Genomic DNA, 3,146 nt, shown 5'->3' on the forward strand with positions numbered 1-3,146 from the left:
GCATGACTCGTCGTCTCCTTCAGCCCCTCTGAACTTAAGAGGATACAAAATCGAGGCGACAAGTAGTCTGACATTGGCGCTCAGCCAACAGCCAATCAACGGCATCCTCTGGGGGGATCACATTCCCCTGCGCTGCCGCAAACAGTGCAAGCCTTTTGAAGCACGGATACGGCAAATGCCACCACGTCTTCGCTGCTATATGCGGCCCTCGATCAGGGTCAGCCGCTGATCTTCAATACCGATCAGGGCGCGCAATTCACCGGCACCGTGTGGATCGGACGAATCAAGACGTGGGGCATCCAAATTAGCATCGATGGCCGCGGCCGGGCCCTCCACAATGTCTTCGTCGAGCGACTGTGGCGAACGCTGAACTACCAGGATATCTACCTGCGGGGGCAACGACAGATCGACAGCCCTGGAGCATGGGCTCCGCAGTTACATCGACTTCTACAACACAGAGCGGCCACATACCGGGACTGATCAAAGAACCCCGACTGAGGTCCATTGGGCTCATATGCCGGAAACTTAATGCTGACGGAGAGTCTACCGGTCTTTACAACTTAGCCCCTACCAGTGATCCGAAGGATGGGGGCCGCCTCAGAGTAGTCGCGCCCGCCTGTAGCCAGACGTTTAACTTTGGCCCCTAAAGCATATTGTTTACCAATTGAAGTGCACATCACAACGCATTACTCGTCAGAAATATGGAATCGCACGAGGCGCGACATCTAAATGCAACGGCTAGCCGATTCACTTTATCGTGTTTTCCAGTCGCTTCGGTCCACGCCTGCAATCCACTCTGGAGTTGCAATTGCTTGCTATAAAATTCCCTTATACTTTGCTCCACGGCATCCGGAATCCAAATATCTACAGGCTCCTTAGAATTAACCGATTTTAATGTACAAGCGGTACCGGTTTTTTTAAAGTCAACGAATATACCGCCGTGCTCTAACCCTCTCATAAACTGACAAGAAGCTGAGAATAATTGCCCCATTCTTTTCCATTTAAAACCAGATTCGGAGTTGGGGTTCGTTCGAACTACCGCTAAACTATCGGCACATGCAATGCCCACCCTTAAAAATTCGAAAACGTCGCGTAAAAGTGCCGCAGGATCATTTATTATATCATCGGAAAAAATATTTTTACGCTTTCTATTGGGAAGTGTCTCAGCAGTCTCTGCATTTGCGCGCCGTATTTCCCACTATTAAGGAATTACCCTTTTCCATGCACCAGCAGATCTTCCACATCTAAAGACGTATGACCTTTTCCCCGTGCCCGTTGAAAATGCGACTTCAACCTAAAAAACGGATCACGAAAACACGATAAGCTGCATTGATCCTAAAGTGTGAGCAATTCGCGGAATAGCGCTAGGAGCATTGATGTACATCGGCGTCACCTCACCAACCATTACCTCATTCTGATGATCACGGAAGAATCTTTCATACCATGCAACCGCAAGCTTATTATACTTCCCGAGTTCCTTTTGACGGGAACTATAATCATTAAAGAAATGCAGCTTTTTTGTCACCGGCAAGAAAATATCCGGTTGCATTTTTAATTTTCCATACAACCGACTCGTGGCCCCTTTCTCAGCACCCACAACTAAAAAGTTAGGTAACGTTTTATCTCTGCACGTAGCGGTTACGGAATGGACCGGTATAATATTAGGTTTCTGCGCTATCTAAGGCACGATGCGAACGCTCGTTCACCTTCGAAAACTTTGGCCCTGTAGATAGCGGTTGAAAAACATACTTATGCGCAGTCTCCCTAGATCGACACCACAAGAAAAGGGTGTAGAAGAGAAGACCCAACCATAAACTCGGCGCGACGAAAGTGCTGGAAAAAGTAGCATGAACAAGATAACTCGATAAAAGAAAGAATGCCGGAACAGGCAAACATCGCCCCCCCTTTTTTATGCTCCTCGCTAGGTCGATACATACAAACAAACAAAATGCCGCAAAAAAAATTGCGGGAAGGGCGCCCACGCGCGACAAAAGAGTGATAAAAATATTGTGCCCATAGTTATCCAAACTATAGCCAGGAAAATAACGAAACTCTGGGCCATGCCCAAAAAAGCTCCACTCTTTTAACGCAGCCATCCAGCCAGAAACGCGGCCTCTAGCCAGCTCTCCTTGCTCGTAAGTTACTAGAGTTTTTTGTATCAATCCCTCTAAAAGGTCGAAACCACAAGCTTTTAGAATAAATAGCGCAAGAACAACGGAAACAAAAACTCCCAATTTGCGTATACCGGGTTTAGAAAGAACTCTTTTTTTTGAAGCTAGTAGAGCGTAAAGCAATAATGGAATGACAACTGACGCAAAAGCAGCCCTTGAAGTAGTCGACAACAGAAACACGAGTGCCGTGGCCGCCGCGATATAAGAAAGATACGGTCGCGGAGTTTTAGCATCAATTGAAGAAACACCAACGCCAACTATTAACATGACTACGGCGGCAGGAAAAAACGCATAACTGTTTTGATTATGCGTAAACCCAGCATACCGGTTCAGAACGAAAGGCTCTTGGTACAAACTGAAAGCAAAAACTATGATGCTTATAAGTGAAAGATACCTTGATAACTTCGAAGCAAAAAAAACAGGATCGCTGATTGTTCTCATTGCCACAAGCAATGCTGTGAAATAAGTCAACACTCCAATAAAAAAGGAAACGAGCTCTAGCGAAGAGTGAAGACTTGCAGAAATTAAAGCGAAAAGAGACGCTAAAGACAAAAGCGTCGCTGGGATGATCCCTCCTCTCGGAACCAAATATTTCGCATGAACGACACTTAGCACCCCAGAGCATATTACGAAAATAATCAAGGAATAATCTTGCAGCGCATTACTAGCGGAACTCAAGGAAAGGACGGACGAGAGGAACAGACAACATAAAAGTATCAAGAAAAAATAGTCTCGTTTAAGCAAATCGTAATCTCTTCGGTAAAATAGACAAATTAAAAGTAGGCACTTCGCCGGTTATTCGTAAGCTCCCCCAGATAGCGGACAGGTCATAAGTAGTCGATCCTGAACATCCGGCTACACGGCCGCTGGCTTGGGGTTTGAGCGGGCATCCGAAGTACCGCGATCCAGTAACGACAGTACGGCGGATAATATCCAGCGCCATAAAACTACCAACCACCGCATCAGCCAGCAGAC

4 protein-coding genes are annotated in these 3,146 nt (G+C 46.5%); all 4 read right to left on the minus strand.

Going from position 1 to position 3,146, the window contains the following annotated elements:
* Positions 1-195: 195 nt before the first annotated feature.
* Complete coding sequence (locus FPL11_RS10010; RefSeq protein ID WP_144348482.1) at positions 196-399, minus strand: hypothetical protein; 204 nt, start codon at positions 397-399, stop codon at positions 196-198.
* A 907-nt stretch (positions 400-1,306) separates the two neighbouring features.
* On the minus strand, positions 1,307-1,549 hold the full coding sequence (locus FPL11_RS10015; protein WP_144348483.1) for a hypothetical protein: 243 nt from the start codon (positions 1,547-1,549) through the stop codon (positions 1,307-1,309).
* A gap of 112 nt (positions 1,550-1,661) precedes the next feature.
* Positions 1,662-2,813, minus strand: a complete 1,152-nt coding sequence (locus tag FPL11_RS10020; protein WP_144348484.1) for an O-antigen ligase family protein — start codon at positions 2,811-2,813, stop codon at positions 1,662-1,664.
* 94 nt (positions 2,814-2,907) lie between these two features.
* Positions 2,908-3,146, minus strand: a 239-nt coding sequence (locus FPL11_RS10155) for a hypothetical protein (protein WP_222103846.1), incomplete at its 5' end; no start/stop codon positions are given.

It is taken from the genome of Spiribacter aquaticus (genome assembly GCF_007625215.1).
Lineage (GTDB): Bacteria > Pseudomonadota > Gammaproteobacteria > Nitrococcales > Nitrococcaceae > Spiribacter > Spiribacter roseus.

Bases quoted from the DNA above. Each gene is read 5' to 3' on its own strand.
- FPL11_RS10015 (WP_144348483.1), bottom strand. From the start codon at position 1,549: ATGCAACCGGATATTTTCTTGCCGGTGACAAAAAAGCTGCATTTCTTT.